The 14413-nt window shown below is 68.1% G+C and carries 15 protein-coding genes; 6 read left to right on the top strand and 9 right to left on the bottom strand.

The genetic code is table 11. The annotated features are described in order from the left end of the window. Positions 1–17 precede the first annotated feature (17 nt). From ACODTB_RS23495 to ACODTB_RS23480, 4 genes are read right to left on the bottom strand one after another with little or no spacing between them, the layout of a single operon-like run. Positions 18–830, bottom strand: a complete 813-nt coding sequence (locus tag ACODTB_RS23495; RefSeq protein ID WP_291114793.1) for a thymidylate synthase — start codon at positions 828–830, stop codon at positions 18–20. Next, the gene (locus ACODTB_RS23490; RefSeq protein ID WP_291114791.1) at positions 827–1744 is read right to left on the bottom strand and encodes a lytic transglycosylase domain-containing protein; all 918 of its coding nucleotides are present in this window, start codon (positions 1742–1744) and stop codon (positions 827–829) included. Before ACODTB_RS23490 ends, ACODTB_RS23495 begins: the two co-directional genes overlap by 4 nt. After that, on the bottom strand, positions 1741–3171 hold the full coding sequence (locus ACODTB_RS23485) for an FAD-binding oxidoreductase (RefSeq protein ID WP_291114789.1): 1431 nt from the start codon (positions 3169–3171) through the stop codon (positions 1741–1743). Before ACODTB_RS23485 ends, ACODTB_RS23490 begins: the two co-directional genes overlap by 4 nt. Further along, a complete protein-coding gene (locus ACODTB_RS23480; RefSeq protein ID WP_291114787.1) occupies positions 3168–3623 on the bottom strand; it encodes a DUF2069 domain-containing protein in 456 nt (151 codons plus the stop codon). The genes ACODTB_RS23485 and ACODTB_RS23480 overlap by 4 nt, the downstream gene beginning before the upstream one ends. Before the next feature lie 51 nt (positions 3624–3674). Between ACODTB_RS23480 and ACODTB_RS23475 the strand changes: the two genes are divergently transcribed. Next, complete coding sequence (locus ACODTB_RS23475) at positions 3675–4964, top strand: YihY family inner membrane protein (protein ID WP_291114785.1); 1290 nt, start codon at positions 3675–3677, stop codon at positions 4962–4964. 9 nt (positions 4965–4973) lie between these two features. On the opposite strand, the gene ACODTB_RS23470 is transcribed toward ACODTB_RS23475, so the two are convergent. Further along, positions 4974–6233: a cytochrome P450 gene (locus ACODTB_RS23470; protein WP_291114783.1), complete on the bottom strand. Its 1260-nt coding sequence runs from the start codon at positions 6231–6233 to the stop codon at positions 4974–4976. 127 nt (positions 6234–6360) lie between these two features. Between ACODTB_RS23470 and ACODTB_RS23465 the strand changes: the two genes are divergently transcribed. Then, positions 6361–6630 carry a hypothetical protein gene (locus ACODTB_RS23465; protein WP_291114781.1) on the top strand — a complete coding sequence of 90 codons (270 nt, stop codon included), beginning with the start codon at positions 6361–6363 and terminating at the stop codon, positions 6628–6630. Here ACODTB_RS23465 and ACODTB_RS23460 read toward each other — a convergent pair. Then, positions 6623–7519 (bottom strand): LysR substrate-binding domain-containing protein, encoded by an 897-nt coding sequence (locus tag ACODTB_RS23460; RefSeq protein WP_291114779.1) that lies wholly within the window; start codon positions 7517–7519, stop codon positions 6623–6625. The two genes, ACODTB_RS23465 and ACODTB_RS23460, sit on opposite strands and share 8 nt — an antisense overlap. A 97-nt stretch (positions 7520–7616) precedes the next feature. Between ACODTB_RS23460 and ACODTB_RS23455 the strand changes: the two genes are divergently transcribed. Both ACODTB_RS23455 and ACODTB_RS23450 read left to right on the top strand, forming a co-directional pair. Next, positions 7617–8597 carry a Bug family tripartite tricarboxylate transporter substrate binding protein gene (locus ACODTB_RS23455; protein WP_291114776.1) on the top strand — a complete coding sequence of 327 codons (981 nt, stop codon included), beginning with the start codon at positions 7617–7619 and terminating at the stop codon, positions 8595–8597. A 14-nt stretch (positions 8598–8611) separates the two neighbouring features. Further along, positions 8612–9454: an alpha/beta fold hydrolase gene (locus ACODTB_RS23450; RefSeq protein WP_291114774.1), complete on the top strand. Its 843-nt coding sequence runs from the start codon at positions 8612–8614 to the stop codon at positions 9452–9454. On the opposite strand, the gene ACODTB_RS23445 is transcribed toward ACODTB_RS23450, so the two are convergent. Both ACODTB_RS23445 and ACODTB_RS23440 read right to left on the bottom strand, forming a co-directional pair. Next, a complete protein-coding gene (locus ACODTB_RS23445; RefSeq protein ID WP_291114772.1) occupies positions 9451–10269 on the bottom strand; it encodes an alpha/beta fold hydrolase in 819 nt (272 codons plus the stop codon). The genes ACODTB_RS23450 and ACODTB_RS23445 overlap by 4 nt on opposite strands. A 92-nt stretch (positions 10270–10361) precedes the next feature. Then, positions 10362–11672, bottom strand: a complete 1311-nt coding sequence (locus ACODTB_RS23440; protein ID WP_291114770.1) for an O-acetylhomoserine aminocarboxypropyltransferase — start codon at positions 11670–11672, stop codon at positions 10362–10364. Between the two features lie 127 nt (positions 11673–11799). Between ACODTB_RS23440 and ACODTB_RS23435 the strand changes: the two genes are divergently transcribed. Further along, entirely contained in the window at positions 11800–12267 is a 468-nt protein-coding gene (locus ACODTB_RS23435) for a CBS domain-containing protein (RefSeq protein WP_291114768.1), read from the top strand. Positions 12268–12320: 53 nt separating this feature from the next. Here the strand turns inward: ACODTB_RS23435 and ACODTB_RS23430 are convergent, their stop codons facing one another. Continuing rightward, entirely contained in the window at positions 12321–13529 is a 1209-nt protein-coding gene (locus ACODTB_RS23430) for a polyhydroxyalkanoate depolymerase (protein ID WP_291114766.1), read from the bottom strand. Positions 13530–13666: 137 nt separating this feature from the next. Between ACODTB_RS23430 and ACODTB_RS23425 the strand changes: the two genes are divergently transcribed. Next, a complete protein-coding gene (locus tag ACODTB_RS23425) occupies positions 13667–14323 on the top strand; it encodes a glutathione S-transferase (RefSeq protein ID WP_291114764.1) in 657 nt (218 codons plus the stop codon). Positions 14324–14413 lie beyond the last annotated feature (90 nt).

Here is a 14413-nt window from a genome sequence, read left to right as displayed (position 1 = left end):
CGGCGGCGGGCGCGTGCTCAGACCGCCACCGGCGCCTTGATGGCCGGGTGGTGCTGGTAGTCGAGGATCTCGAAGTCGTCGAGGTCGTAGTCGAAGATCGATGCGGGGCGGCGCTTGATGCGCAGCGTGGGGTAGGGGTGCGGGGCGCGGGCAAGCTGCGTCTGCACCTGCTCGTGGTGGTTGCTGTAGATGTGGCAGTCGCCGCCGGTCCAGATGAACTCTCCCACTTCCAGGTCGCACTGCTGCGCGAGCATGTGGGTGAGCAGCGCGTAGCTGGCGATGTTGAACGGCACACCCAGGAAAATGTCGGCGCTGCGCTGGTAGAGCTGGCAGCTCAGCTTGCCGTCGGCCACGTAGAACTGGAAGAACGCGTGGCAGGGCATCAGGGCCATCTTGTCGAGGTCGGCCACGTTCCAGGCGCTCACGATGATGCGGCGCGAGTCGGGGTTGGTCTTGAGCTGTTTGACCACCTCGCTGATCTGGTCGATGTGGCGCCCGTCGGGCGCGGGCCAGTTGCGCCACTGCACGCCGTACACCGGCCCCAGGTCGCCGTCTTCGCGCGCCCACTCGTCCCAGATCGTGCAGCCGCGCTCCTGCAGCCACTTCACGTTGCTGTCGCCGCGCAGGAACCACAGCAGCTCGACGATGATGGCCCTGGTGAACACCTTCTTGGTCGTCACCAGGGGAAAACCTTCGTTGAGATCGAAGCGCATCTGGTGGCCAAACACGCTGGTGGTGCCGGTGCCGGTGCGATCGGTTTTCTGCACGCCTGTGGTGAACACGTGGCGCATGAAGTCTTCGTACTGTGAGCGGATGGGTCGGTCGGTCATGGGCGGATGGCGGAGGCGATGCCGGGCAAGGCCGGCGACGGCGCGGTGATGCGCTCGTCAAAAGGATGTTGCTGCAGGGCGAAGATCTGCTGGATGCGCTTGATGTAGCCCTGCGTTTCGGGGAAAGGCGGCACGCCACGGTAGCGCTCCACCGTGCCTTCGCCCGCGTTGTAGGCGGCCAGCACCAGAGGCACGTTGCCCTTGAAGTAGGCCAGCAGCCACTGCAGGTAGGACAGGCCGCCGCGGATGTTCTGCTCGGCGTCGAAGGGCTTGTTCACGCGGAAGCGCGCGGCGGTCTCGGGAATGAGCTGCATCAGGCCCTGGGCGTTCTTGTCCGACTGGGCATGCACGTTGAAATTGGACTCGGCCTTGATCACCGCGAAGGCCAGGCCGGGCTCGATGCCGAACTGCGGCGCGAGCTTGTAGACGATCTTCATGATGCGCTGCTGCTCGGGCGTGTTGACCCAGTCGCGGTAGCGCGTGACCACCGCATCGGCCTCGGCGGTCAGCCGTTCCTGTTCGGCGCGCTGCTGTTCGGCCCGTTCGGCCTGCAGCACGCACTCGGGTTTGTCGGCCGGTGTGTCGAGTCGCTTGTACATCGCCTCGGCCTGGGCATCGCCCAGCAGGGCCGCGCGCGCGAACCAGTGAGCGGCGTAGCCGTCGTGGCGCGGCGTGCCGCGGCCGTTGGCGTAGAGCCAGCCCAGGTTGTAGGCAGAGACCGCGTCCCCCGCGAGTGCGGCGCGGCAGTAGAGCGCGATCGCGGCCTGGGTGTCGCGCGCCACGCCCTCGCCGTGTTCATAGGCCAGTGCCTGCTCGCGCCAGGCCTGGCGCTGGTTCGCCTCGACCGCGTGCGCCCACCCCGTGGCGGCGAGCGCACACACGAGCAGGAGGCGGACGGGACGGCGGAGATTCATGGGTGGGTGAGCACGCGGCCAGGGTTCATGAGGTGGTGAGGGTCGAGCGCCTGCTTGATGGCGCGCATCAGGCCCAGGGCAACCGGGTCCTTGTAGTGGGGCAGGTGGGCGACCTTGAGGCTGCCCACGCCGTGTTCGGCGCTGATCGATCCATCGTAGCGCGCCACCGCATCGAAAACCAGGGTGTTCACGCGCGTTTCCTGCTCATTCAGGAACTTTTTGGCATCCCCGTCAGCCGGCGCCTGCACGTTGTAATGCAGGTTGCCGTCGCCCAGGTGGCCAAAGTTCACCAGCCGCACGCCGGGGATCTCGCGCTGCAGCAAGGCGTCGGTCTCTGCGCAGAAGGCGGGGATGCGCGAGACCGGGATGCTGATGTCGTGTTTGATGTTCAGGCCCTCTTCGGCCTGGGCCAGAGGAATGCTCTCGCGGATGTGCCACAGGCCACGCGCCTGCGAGAGGCTCTCGGCCACCACCGCGTCGCTGACCAGGCCTTGCTCGAAGGCGGTTTCGAGCAGGCGCTCGAACTGCCCGCGCGCATGTTCTTCCGATTCGCTGTCGCTGTTCTCCAGCAGCACGCAGTAAGGGCTGTCCGCCCACAGCGGCACCCGCAGGGCGGGAAAGTGCTTGTCCACCAGACCCAGGGCGAACTGGCCCATCACCTCGAAGCCGGTCAGGCCTGCGCCCAGGTGCTGGTGCGCCAGGCCCAGCAGCGCCACGGCGGCGTCCAGCGTGGGCACGGCGGCCCAGGCAGTGAGCTGCGCTGCCGGCAGCGGATAGAGCTTGAGCGTGGCGGCGGTGATCACGCCCAGCGTGCCCTCGCTGCCGATGAAGAGGTCGCGCAGGTCGTAGCCGGTGTTGTCCTTGCGCAGGCCGGTGAGGCCTTGCCACACCTCGCCCTGCGCGGTCACCACCTCCAGGCCCAGGCAGAGTTCGCGCGCGTTGCCGTAGCGCACCACCTGCGTGCCACCCGCGTTGGTGGCCAGGTTGCCACCGATCGTGCAGCTGCCCTCGGCCGCCAGGCTCAGGGGGAACAGAAAGCCGGCGTTCTCGGCCGCGTCCTGCAGCGACTGCAGCACGCAGCCGGCTTCCACCGTCATCGTGAGGTTGGCCCCGTCGATCGCGCGCACGGCGTTCATGCGGGTGAGGCTCAGCACCACCTGGGTGCCGGAATCGTCGGGCACCGAGCCCACCACCAGGCCGGTGTTGCCGCCCTGCGGCACGATGGCCGCGCCGGCCTCGGCGCAGGCGCGCACCACGGCGGCCACCTCGGCGGTGCTGCCCGGGCGCACCACCGCCAGCGCGCGGCCCTGCGCGCGCTTGCGCCAGTCGTTTTCCCAGGCGGAGAGGTCGGCGGCGGGGTCTTCGTGCGTGAGCACCTGGGCCGGGCCCACAGCCGCGCGCAGCGCTTGCAGCAGCTCTGCACTCATGGCTTGGCGACCCGGGACTCGGCCGCGGCGGTGGAGCTGGCCACGTCGGCGGCCACGGCTTCCTTGCCGGCGGCGCGCAGGCGCATGCGCACGTGCAGCGCGCAGGCCGCGAAGAGGGCGATGCACAGCAGCACCTGAAGCCAGGCCAGCCACATCGAGGTGCCCGACTCGCTGGTGGCGCGCACCGCGCCTTCGGTGAAATACAGCCACACCAGCAGGCTGACCCAGCGGTAGGTGTACATCCGGTTCTTCAGCAGGCCGGCCAGCGGCACGGTCAGCGGCAGCACCTTGATGGCCCACCAGGAGCCGCCTTCGCGCAGCGGCGCGAGCCACAGTTCCCAGGCCAGGCCCAGCACGATCAGGCCCAGCAGGCTGCCCACGGCGAGCCAGCGGGTGCCGCGCACGGCGAAAGGGGTATCCAGGGCGCTGGAGGGCGAGGGGGATGAGGGCATGGGGGAGGGTGGGGAAGCCGGGGGCGGGAGGGCAGGTGGCATGATACCGGGATGACCCTGAAAGAGCGCCTGCGGGCCCTTGAAACCCTGGCGCGCGCGCTGTGGCGCGACGCCCTGAATTTTCCGTGGCGCACCACGGCGCTGACGCTGCGCGAGCGCTTCCGGGAAGATCGGCTGGGCATCACCGCCAGTTCGCTGACCTTCACCACCACCATCTCGCTGGTGCCGCTGTTCACCGTCGCGCTGGCGATCTTCAGCGCCTTCCCGATGTTCGACCGCCTGCAGGTCACCCTGCAGCGCTGGCTGGTGCAAAGCCTGGTGCCGCCCGACATCGCCAAGCAGGTGTTCAGCTACCTCAACCAGTTCGCCAACAAGGCCGGGCAGATGGGCTGGGCCGGCGCGCTGGTGCTGCTGGTGACCGCGCTGGCCCTGATCCTGACCATCGACCGCAAGCTCAACGACATCTGGCGCGTGCGCCAGCCGCGTTCGCTGACCCAGCGCGTGCTGGTGTACTGGGCCGTGCTCACCCTGGGCCCGCTGCTGCTGGCGGGCAGCCTGGCGGCCACCTCCTACGCCGTCACGGCCTCGCGCGGCGTGGTCTCGGGCCTGCCTGGTGGTGTGCGTTTCCTGCTGGATGCCGTGCAGTTCGCGCTGCTCACCGGCGGCCTGGCCGCGCTCTACCGCTACGTGCCCAACACCCGGGTGCGCTGGAGCCACGCGCTCTCGGGCGCCCTGTTCGTGGGCGTGGGGCTGGAGCTGGCCAAGAAGGTGCTGGCCTGGTACCTGGCCCAGGTCCCCACCTACTCGGTGGTCTACGGCACCTTTGCCACCGTGCCCATCCTGCTGGTGTGGTTCTACGTCGCCTGGGTGATCGTGCTGCTGGGGGCGGTGGTCGCCGCCTACCTGCCCAGCCTGCTCTCGGGCATCGCACGGCGCAGCGACACCCCGGGCTGGAGCTTCCAGCTCGCGCTGGAGGTGCTGGAGCAGCTCCACACGGCGCGCGACACCGCGCCCAAGGGCCTGAGCCTGGAGGCCCTGGCCCAGGTGCTGCGGGTGGACGCGCTGCAGCTCGAAGAGCCGGTGGCCGTGATGGTCAAGCTGGACTGGCTGGGCCGGCTCGACGAGGACGGCGAGCGCTACGTGCTGCTGATCGACCCGGCCATGACGCCGTTGGCCCCGCTGGTGGAGCGGCTGCTGCTCGCACGCCAGCCGCACACCGCGCGCTTCTGGTCCGAGAGCCGCTGGATGGACCTCTCGGTGGCGCAGGCCATCTCGACCACACCGGCCCTGGCCGGCGGCTCGAGCGAGGTCGTGGGGGAGGCTTCGGCCGCGTCGGGTTGATGCCCGCGCTCAACCGACGGCGAACGGCGCGCGCAGAAAGCCGCGAAAACGTGCCCGGCCGCCGCGCGTGGGCTCCTCGATGAGACGGTAGCCCGGGAAGCGCCGCAGGAAGCGGCCGATGGCGATGCGCCCCTCCAGCCGCGCCAGGCTCAGGCCGGCGCACTGGTGGATGCCGAAGCCGAAGGCCAGGTGCTTGTTGCCTTCGCGCGCCAGGTTCAATGCCTCGGGGTCGGCGAACTGCGCCGGGTCGCGGTTGGCTGCGCCGATGCACAGCGTCACCAGCGTGCCGGCCGGCAGATCCACGCCGCCGACCTGGGTGTCCTGAATCGCGCGCCGGTTGCCGAGCTGGTTGGACGACTCGAAGCGCAGGAATTCATCGACCGCGCGGCTGAGCACGGCTTCCTCGGCGGCGGCGTCGCCCGCCGTGGCCTGCAAATCGCGCAGCAGGCCGGCACGGGCCTCGGGAAACTCCTGCAGCGAGATCAGGCCGTTGCCGATCAGGTTGGTGGTGGTTTCGTGGCCCGCGTTGAGCAGGAAGATGCAGTTCTGCAGCAGCTCCACCTCGCTGAGCTGCTCGCCGCCGGCCTCGCCCTGGATCAGGCGGGTGAGCACGTCGCGCTCCGGGTCGCCCGGGCGCTGGCGGCGCGCGGCCACCAGGCTGCGCAGGTAGGCGGTCATCTCGGTCACGGCCTGGTTGCCGCTGGCCTGCTGCGGGGGCGTGAGCGTGGGTTCCAGCGCGCCCAGGATGGCGAGCGACCAGGCGCGCAGCGGGCCCCGGTCTTCGTGCGGTACGTCCAGCAGGTTGCCAATGATCTCCACCGGGATGGCCGAAGCGAAGTCCTCGATCAGGTCACCCCCGCCGCGCGCGTCCAGCTCGTCGAGCAACTGGTCCACCAGTGCGATGAGGCCCGGCTCCATCTCGGCGATGGCGCGGCGCGTGAGCGCGCCCATGATGAGCCGGCGCACGCGCGTGTGCAGCGGCGGGTCGTTGAACACCAGGCTGGTGGTGTGGTGCTCGAACAGGGCCGAATCCGCGCCGTATTTGGGCGCGAACTCCACGTGCTTGTCGGAGCTGAAGGCCTGCGCATCGCGGTACACCGCCATCAGGTCGGCGCAGCGGGTGAGGAACACCGATCCATCGGGCATGCGGCGCACCGGCTGGCTCTCGCGCAGCGCGGCGTAGACCGGGTAGGGATTGGCCAGAAAGTCGGCGGGCAGGGCGCGCAGGTCGAAGTGGGTGGCGATCTCCTGCGCGCGCGCAGCGGTCATGGGCGGTGTGATCGGTGGCGTCATGGTTCGCGCATTGTGGCAGCGCGAAAGCATGGACGAAATGGGCTTGCAATCGCGAGGCGGTGGCGTAGCATGGGTTGCGCCCTTGTCTGCTTGAGGAGTTGCCATGTTCCAGCGTCCCCTGCGCGGCGTGCTGATCGCTGCGATCCTGCTCTTCGTGCTGGTCGTTGCCCTGCTGGCGGCGCTGCCGCTGCGGCCGGCCTCGGCCCAGTCCAAAAACATCATGGAGGCGCCGGCCTGCCAATGTTCGGCACCGACGTCCGTGGTGGCCGGTGGCACCCGCCTCGTGCACTGCGTCTGCGGCGGCATGTCCTGCGTGATGAGCGTGCCGCCCAGCAGCGGCAAGGACACCGGCCAGCTGCAGTGCGTCAAGTAGCCGGCGCGTCTCTTCCCGTGGCCTCCTGCAGCATCCAGTCGCGGAAGGTGGCCAGAGGTGGCAAGTGGTTCTTGCCCTCGGGGTAGGTGAGGTAGTAGCCGGCCTCACCCACCATGTCCTTGGAAAAGGGGGCCGCCACGAGCCCTGCGTCGATGTCGTCCTGAACCACGCAACGGGGCACCAGGCCCAGCCCCATGCCTGCCATCACCGCGCGCACGATGGAAGTCACCTGATCGAGCTTGGGCCCTTGCATGAGCGCCGGGTGGGAGACGCCGTGCAGCTCACACCACCGCGGCCAGGCGCCCGGTTCAGCGGGATGCTGAAGCAGAGCGTGCAGGGCGATGTCGCGCGGCCTGCGCAGGCGCGACGAGGCCGGAAGGCGCGGCGGGGCAATGACCACGTACTCATGGCCGGCGATGTAGTGGGAGCTTGCTCCAGGCCAGGTGCCGTTGCCATAGAGAAGCGCGCAGTCCAGATCGGGGTCGGGGGACGCGCCTCGGCTGAAGGGCACGAAATTCAGGAATACCTCAGGATGCTGTGCCAGGAACCGGGGCAGGCGGGGGATCAGCCATTTCGCCCCGAATGTCGGGGTGCTCATGACGTTCAGAACACCCCCGCGCCCTCGCAACGTCATGACGCCCAGCGTCGCCTGCTCCAGTTGTCCGAGTGCCGCATCCACCCCCGGCAGGTAGCGATGCCCCGCAGGAGAAAGGTGAAGGCGCCCTCGAATCCGGTCGAAGAGGGCCACCCCCAGCGAGGCCTCCAGCTCCAGGAGCTTTTTGCTCACGGCGCCTTGCGTGAGGTGGAGATCCCTCGCAGCGGCCGAGATGGATCCGTGGCGGGCGGTGGCGGAAAACGCTTGCAGCAAGTGAAGGGCTGGCAGCCTCATGGTATTTCCATAGGAAATGGGTGCATGCGGATTATTCGGTTTACCGCCACTGGCCGCAAGAACAGAATTCTTCCAGCACAACGATGGAGACACGACCATGAAGACCCTTCACCGATGGACCCTGGCCATCGCGGCCCTGCTGGGGGCAACCGTCACCGCCTCGGCCGATCCGGCCTATCCCAACCGGCCCGTCACCCTGGTGGTGGCGTATCCGGCCGGTGGATCCACCGACACGGTGGCCCGGAAGTGGAGCGAGGAGCTTGCCAAACAGCTTGGGCAACCGGTGGTGGTCGAGAACATGGGGGGCGCGGGCGGCATGATCGGCGCGAAGCGGGTGGCGCAGGCCGCGCCCGATGGCTATACGCTCTTGCTGGGGGCGGTGAACGAGGTGGTGCTGAGCCCGTTGACCAACAGGAACCCGCCCTACAAGACCGCCAGTTTCAAGACCGTGGGCATCCTGGGGGCCTCCCCGGTCGTGCTGTTGACCGGCAAATCCAAACCGCACCGATCGCTGAAGGACATCGCCCAGGCCAGCGCACCCGGCAAGGGCAGCCTGACGTATGGCACGCCGGGTCGAGGCACCTTTCAGCACATCGTGATGCACTCCCTGGCGTCTCGGCTGAAGTCGGACTTGCTGCACGTTCCCTACAAGGGGGGCGCCCCCTTCATCGCGGACCTCATCGGAGGTCAGATCGACCTGATCCTGCTGCCCACGGTCACGGCGGTGCCGCAGTTGTCGAGCGGCCAGATGCAGGCGGTGGCGGTGTCTTCGTCTTCGAGGATGGACCTGGCTCCGACGGTCCCCACTTTTGCCGAGAGCATGCCCGAGCTTCGTGATGTCGATTTCTCGATCTGGGTGGGCCTGTTTGCGCCGCAGGGCACGCCACAGGCGGTGGCCGAGCGCCTCAACCAGGCGCTGCGCGAGGCGCATCGCTCGGAGTCGATCCAGTCGTTCGTTCGCGCCAGCGGCATGGCGGTGCCCGCTGCGGGCCTGGATTTCGCCGGGGCGCAGCGTTTTCTCGATGCCGAGGAGCGCAAGTACCGGGCGATCGTGCCGGGCATGAAGCTGGAAGACTGAGGGAGCCCGTTGCCATGGGCTTTGTCCAGACCCAGGGTTGCCGCATCTACCATGAGCGCCACGGTCAGGGACCGGCGCTGGTCTTCTGCCATGGCGCGGGGTCCAATGCCGCGACCTGGTGGCAGCAGATCCCTTTTTTCTCGAGCCGCTTTACCTGCCTGACCCTGGACTGCCGCGGTTTCGGCCGGTCGCTGGCACGCCCCGACTCCCTGACGTGGGATGTGCTCACCAGGGATCTTCTGGCGGTGCTCGACGCCGAGCGCATCGATCGCGCGGCCCTGGTCTGCCAGTCGTTGAGCGGGGGCGTGGGGCTGCGCCTTGCGCTGGCGCACCCCGATCGCGTGTGGGCCCTGGTATCGAGCGGTTCGCCGCTGGGCATCGATGCGCCCGAGGTGCTGGCGTGTGTCGAACGTTACCTGGGCACGTCGGACAGCCGGCAGGTCGAGCAACGCGCATTGGCGCCCGCATTCCGCGCGTCGGAGGCGGCCTTGGCCTTTCTGTACCAGCAGATCAACGCCTTCAACCCACTGGTGTCCGGCGACATGACGGCCGAGCTCAAGCGCCGGCTGCAGGCCTTGAACCACCCGGATGCCCTGATCGGATGCGAGCGCCTCGCAGAAGTTGCCTGCCCCGTGCTCCTGGTCTCGGGGGAGCACGATCCCTTGGTGCCTCCAGGACTCGCCCGGTCGATCGCGGCGCTTTTCCCGAACGCGCAGGCCATCGAGATGAACGCCTGTGGGCATTCACCGTACTTCGAACGCCCTGCGGAGTTCAATGCGCAGGTGGGCCGCTTTCTGCGGTCGTGCCTGGGCGGGGCGCCAGCCGACCCGTTGGCCGAAACGGGCGCCTGTTCTTAAACCCGGAGGAAATCGCGGATCGCGAACAGCGTGGCGTCGGGCGTTTCGGTCATCTGGTGGTGGCCCACCGGCAGCGTGGCGATGCTCACCGCCTTGCCGGCCGTGCGCGCGGCCTGCACCAGCACCTGCGCGGCCTTGGGGTTGGTCATCTGGTCCAGCCCGCCGAGCACGAAGAGCACCGGGCAGGTGATCTGCGCGATGGCGGCTTCACCGCCGGCGTAGCGGTCGCAGGCCACGAAGCCGCGGTGGAACACGTTGACCTTGGCGTTGCTGCGCAGCACGCGCCGGCCCAGCGCCATGCTGGAGCCGTAGACCCAGGTGCCCGGGCCGAGCGCCGAGGGCGGCGCGGCCAGGGTGCTGCGACTGAACACGTTCACCATGGTGAGCGCCTTCTCCGGCTCGTTGAGCGAGGCTTCGATAAGCGCGGGCGAAACCTTCATGGGGTAGGCCGTGCCCACCAGCACCAGGTGGCTCACGCGCTCCTTCAGGCGCGCGGCCGATTCGAGCGCGATCAGCGAGCCCCAGCTGTGGCCCACCAGCGCGGCCTTCTGCACGCCGGCGGCGTCGAGCAGGGCGGCCACGAAGCCGGCCGCGTCTTCCACCGAGGCGGGCGCTTCGCCCTCGCTCTTGCAGTGGCCGGGCAGGTCCACCGCGAGCACGTTCCAGCCGTGGTGGGCCAGGTAGCGGCTCTGCAGGATCCAGACGCTGTGGTCGTTGATCACGCCGTGGAGGAACACCACGGTGGGCTTGGCGGCGTCGAAAGGCTTGCCGCCGGTGTAGCAGTAGGTGTTGGCGCCGTTGACTTGCAGGTACATGATCAGGACTCCCGCCGGGCCGCCCCAAGGGAGGCCTGTGCCCCCTCGGGGGGCAGTGAATACACGAAGTGATGAACGTGGGGGCGCATGGTTCAGGCTCCTGCTTTCTCTGCGGCCTTGAGCGCGCGCTTGAGGTCGTCGATGAGATCGTCCGGGTCTTCCAGCCCGATCGACAGGCGGATCGTGCCCGGGCCGATGCCGCCGGCCGCCAGCGCTTCGTCGCTCATGCGGAAGTGCGTGGTGCTCGCCGGGTGGATCACCAGCGAGCGGCAGTCGCCCACGTTGGCCAGGTGGCTGAAGATCTTGAGCGCCTCGATGAAGGCCTTGCCCTGCGCGCGGCTGCCCTTGATGTCGAAGCTGAACACCGAGCCCGCGCCCTTGGCGCCAAAGCGCAGCAGCTTCTCGGCCAGCGCGTGGCTGGGGTGGCTCTCCAGCAGCGGGTGGCCCACGCGACCCACCAGCGGGTGGCTGGCGAGGAATTGCACCACCTTCTCGGTGTTGCCCATGTGGCGGTCCATGCGCAGCGAGAGCGTCTCGATGCCCTGCAGGATCAGCCAGGCGCTGTGCGGGCTCATGCAGGCGCCGAAGTCGCGCAGGCCCTCGCGCCGCGCGCGCAGCAGGAAGGCACCCACCGTGCTTTCTTCGCTGAATACCATGTTGTGAAAGCCTTCGTAGGCCTCGGTGAGCTCGGGGAATTTGCCCGACTTCTCCCAATCGAAACTGCCCGCATCGACCACCACGCCCCCGATCACCGTGCCGTGGCCGCTGAGGAACTTGGTGGCCGAGTGGTAGACGATGTCGGCCCCCAGCTCGAACGGTTTGACGAGGTAAGGCGTTGTAAGCGTCGAGTCCACGAGCAAGGGCGCGCCGGCCTCGTGCGCGATCTGCGAGACGGTGGGGATGTCGAGCACGTCCAGGCCCGGGTTGCCCACGGTCTCGCCGAAGAACAGCTTGGTGTTGGGCCGCACGGCGGCGCGCCAGCCGTCGATGTCGCCAGGTTTCACGAAGGTGGTCTCGATGCCGAAGCGGCGCATGGTGTAGTGCAGCAGGTTCTGGCTGCCGCCATACAGCGCGGTGCTGGCCACGATGTGCGAGCCCGCGCCCATCAGCGTGGCCACGGCCAGGTGCAGCGCGGCCTGGCCGCTGGCGGTGGCGATGGCGCCGATGCCACCCTCCAGCGCGGCCATGCGCTGCTCGAAGACGGCGTTGGTCGGGTTGCTGATGCGGCTGTACACGTGGCCCGCGCGCTCCAGGTTGAACAGGGCGGCGGCGTGGTCGCTGGAATCGAAGACGAACGAGGTCGTGAGGTGGATGGGCACGGCGCGCGCGCCGGTGGTGGGGTCGGGGGCGGCGCCCGCGTGCAGCGCGAGCGTGTCGAAGCCGGGGTCAGCGTAGCCGGACATAAGGTCTCCAGTGGTTGCCTGTCGTTGCGGCGGCCGAGGCGCGCGCAGTGGTCTTGATTTGTATTGTGGGCTATATTGTCAGCACCCCAGCCCCATGGGGGACACATCAGAATTGAGGAGCACAGCCATGAAAGTCAGCGATATCCTGCGCGTCAAGGGCGGCACGCTGTACACCGTCCAGCCTCAGGAGACGCTGGAACGCGCGATCGAAACCATGTCGCAGTTCGACATCGGTTCGCTGGCCGTGATCGAGCATGGCGACCTGGTGGGCATGTTGACCTTCCGCGAAGTCATCCACACCCTGGCCAAGAATGGCGGCTCGCTGGGCGGTCGCACCGTGCGCACCGTGATGGACGACCACCCCATGACCTGCACGCCCCAGACCGAACTGGAGCAGGTGCGCCCCATGATGCTGGAACGGCACACGCGCTACATGCCGGTGATGGACAACAAGATGCTCATGGGCGTGATCAGCTTCTACGACGTGGCCAAGGCCGTGGTCGACAGCCAGAACTTCGAGAACAAGATGCTCAAGGCCTACATCCGCGACTGGCCGGAGGAAGAGTCGAGCAAGAACGAGCCGAACTTCCCCTGAAGTTTCCAGCCTTCAACGAAAACGCCCCGCATGCCGGGGCGTTTTTCATGGGCTCATGCCGACCCATGGATCATGTCGCGCACGCGGGGATAGATCTGCTGGTTCCAGCGCCGCCCGCTGAACACGCCGTAGTGGCCCACACCGGTCTGCACGTGGTGCGTCTTCATGTAGGGGCGCACGCTGCGGCACAGGTCCTGCGCGGCCACCGTCTGGCCCACCGAGCAGATGTCGTCGCGTTCGCCTTCCACCGTCATCAGTGCGGTGCGGCGGATGGCGGTGGGGTTCACGGTGCGGCCGTTCCAGGTCAGCACGCCGCGCGGCAGGTCGTAGGTCTGGAACACCTTCTCCACCGTCTCCAGGTAGAACTCGGCCGGCAGGTCGTTGACCGCGAGGTACTCCTCGTAGAACGCCTGGATGACGCCGGCCTCTTCGGTGCGGCCGGCCGCCAGGTGGTCGTAGATGTTCCGGAACGACTGCTTGTGGCGGTCCGGGTTCATGCTCATGAAGGCGGTGAGCTGCACGAAGCCGGGGTAGACGCGGCGCATCATGCCGGCGTGCGGAAACGGCACGTGGCTGATCAGGTTTTTCTCGAACCACTCGATGGGCTTGCTGGTGGCGAGCTTGTTCACCTCGGTGGGGTTGACGCGGCAGTCCACCGGGCCGGCCATCAGCGTGAGGCTGCGCGGCTGGGCCGGGTTGTCGTCCTCGGCCATGAGGGCCGTGGCGGCCAGCGCGGCCACGCAGGGCTGGCACACCGCCACCATGTGGCTGCCCGGGCCCACGGCCTCGGTGAAGCGGATCATGTAGCTGATGTAGTCGTCCAGCGAGAAGCCGCCGTGGCGCAGGGAGACGTCGCGCGCGTTGTGCCAGTCGGTGATGTAGACGTCGTGGTCCTGCAGCAGGGTGCGTGCGGTCTCGCGCAGCAGGGTGGCGAAGTGCCCCGAGAGCGGGGCCACCAGCAGCACCTTGGGCTGGGGCTCGGCGCCTTCCTTGCGAAAGCGCAGCAGGGTGCCGAAGGGCAGGGTGAGCGCCGTTTCCTCGGTGACGGGGAATTCGCGTTCACCCACCGTCACGTTGTGGATCTGGTACGGCGGGCGCGTGTGCGTCAGGCGCAGGCGCGAGATCACGTCGCAGGCGGCGGCCAGTTTGCGCATGACGCTGCCCTCGGTTTCGCGCAGCCAGAGGGCGGCGCTCAGGTGCTGCGCGGTCAGGCGCAGGGGCGAGATCAGGTCGGACTGGAGTTGGTAGGCCTGATACAGCATGGTTTGTTTCCTGGGACAACGTGTCGCGTCGCAGGCAAGTTGCGGGCCAGCGGGGTGTTGCACCGGCGCGGTGCGTGGTGGGTGCACAGCGATGGCACAGGCCTTGCTCGGTCGATGCCCTCTGAAGGAGCATGTCCATGGCCAAAGCGGTACTCACGATCAGCAGCAAGAACTACGGTGCCTGGGCTTTGCGGGGCTGGTTGATGGCGCGCATGGCGAAGCTGGAGTTCACGGAGAACGTGATTTCGCCGGACGACCCGGCGATGAAGGCCGAGATGCTGTTGCTGTCGGCTTCGATGCGGGTGCCGGCGCTGGAGCACGACGGGATTCATGTGTGGGACACGCTGGCGATCGGCGAGTACCTGAACGAGGTGAAGCCGAAGGCGGGTCTGTTGCCGGCGGACCGGGCGGCGAGGGCGCATTGCCGGGCGATCTGCGGCGAGATGCATTCGGGGTTTTCAGCGCTGCGATCGTCGCTGCCGATGAACATCAAGGCGTCGTTTCCGAATTTCAAGCTGTGGTCGCGCGCGCAGACAGACATCGACCGCATCGAGGCGATCTGGAACGAGTGTCTGGAGACCTATGGCGGGCCTTACCTGTTCGGCGACAAGCCGTGCATGGCGGATGCGATGTTCGCGCCGGTGGTGACGCGCTTCATCACCTACGGGGTGGCGATCAGCCCTTCTTGTGTGGCGTATTGCGACACCATCATGGACTTGCCGGCCATGAAGGAGTGGGTGGCGGCTGCGGAGGCCGAGCCCGACGATATCGACGAGTTGGACGCCGAGTTCTGAATTCCTTTCCTGCACCTCGCGGGATCGACCACCCGGGCGCTCTGCTCCGCGGGTGTCCCCCGCCGGCTGGTGCCGGCTCCTCCTTTACCC

Source organism: Hydrogenophaga sp. FG152, assembly GCF_057809615.1.
This window is presented reverse-complemented; position numbering and strand designations above follow the sequence as displayed.